Annotated in this window: 1 protein-coding gene; it reads left to right on the top strand. The window is 63.7% G+C overall.

Going from position 1 to position 1,497, the window contains the following annotated elements:
* A partial coding sequence (thiC, locus tag WJU27_RS18480; RefSeq protein WP_341423039.1) for a phosphomethylpyrimidine synthase ThiC occupies positions 1–1,392 on the top strand: 1,392 nt, incomplete at its 5' end.
* Positions 1,393–1,497 lie beyond the last annotated feature (105 nt).

The raw sequence follows: 1,497 nt of genomic DNA, 5'->3' as shown, positions 1-1,497 counted from the left end.
CCGACCGGCGAGAAGATGGCCAAGCTGCTCACCCGCCAGCACCCGGGCCAGAGCTTCGGCGCGTCGATCCCCGCGGAGATCACCCCCGAGTTCGTCCGCGACGAAGTCGCCCGCGGCCGCGCCATCATCCCGAACAACATCAATCACCCGGAGAGCGAGCCGATGATCATCGGCCGCAACTTCCTGGTGAAGATCAACGCCAACATCGGCAACTCCGCCCTCGGCTCCTCGATCAACGAGGAAGTCGACAAGATGACCTGGGCCATCCGCTGGGGTGGTGACACGGTGATGGATCTGTCGACCGGCAAGAACATCCACGAAACCCGCGAGTGGATCATCCGCAACAGCCCGGTGCCCATCGGCACCGTGCCCATCTACCAGGCGCTGGAGAAGGTCGACGGGCGCGCCGAAGAGCTCACCTGGGAAATCTTCAAGGACACGCTGATCGAGCAGGCCGAACAGGGGGTGGATTACTTCACCATCCACGCAGGTGTCTTGCTGCGCTACGTGCCGATGACCGCCAACCGGATGACCGGTATCGTCAGCCGTGGCGGCTCCATCATGGCCAAGTGGTGTCTGGCTCACCACAAGGAGAGCTTCCTCTACACGCACTTCGAAGAGATCTGCGAAATCATGAAGGCCTACGACGTGGCCTTCTCGCTGGGCGACGGTCTGCGTCCGGGTTCGATCTACGATGCCAACGACGACGCGCAGCTGGGTGAGCTCAAGACGCTGGGCGAACTCACCGACATCGCCTGGAAGCACGACGTGCAGGTGATGATCGAAGGTCCGGGTCACGTGCCCATGCATCTCATCAAGGAGAACATGGACCTGCAGCTGGAGTACTGCAAGGAAGCGCCCTTCTACACGCTGGGCCCGCTGACCACCGACATCGCCCCCGGTTACGACCACATCACGAGCGGCATCGGTGCGGCGCAGATCGGCTGGTACGGCACGGCCATGCTCTGCTACGTGACGCCGAAGGAGCACCTGGGGCTGCCGGACAAGGACGATGTGAAGGAAGGCATCATCACCTACAAGCTCGCCGCCCACGCCGCCGACCTCGCCAAGGGTCACCCGGGCGCGCAGATCCGCGACAACGCGCTGTCGAAGGCGCGCTACGAGTTCCGCTGGGACGACCAGTTCAACCTGGGTCTGGATCCGGACAAGGCGAAGAGCTTCCACGACGAGACGCTGCCGAAGGAGTCGGCCAAGGTGGCGCACTTCTGCTCGATGTGCGGCCCGCACTTCTGTTCGATGAAGATCACGCAGGACGTGCGCGACTTCGCCGCCAAGCAGGGTCTCAACGAGGACGAAGCGCTCGCGAAGGGCATGGAAGTGAAGGCGGTCGAGTTCGTGAAGTCGGGCGCGGAGATCTACCAGAAGGTGTGAGGTAAGAACCGTGCGGGCGCGGGGCCCGCAGGAGCGGTCTTCTGACCGCGACTGCGGCCCGTGACCTCGCGCAGTGCTCCATTAAACCGCCGCGTCGCGGTCAGA

It is taken from the genome of Methyloversatilis sp. NSM2 (genome assembly GCF_038066675.1).
Lineage (GTDB): Bacteria > Pseudomonadota > Gammaproteobacteria > Burkholderiales > Rhodocyclaceae > Methyloversatilis > Methyloversatilis discipulorum_A.
This window is presented reverse-complemented; position numbering and strand designations above follow the sequence as displayed.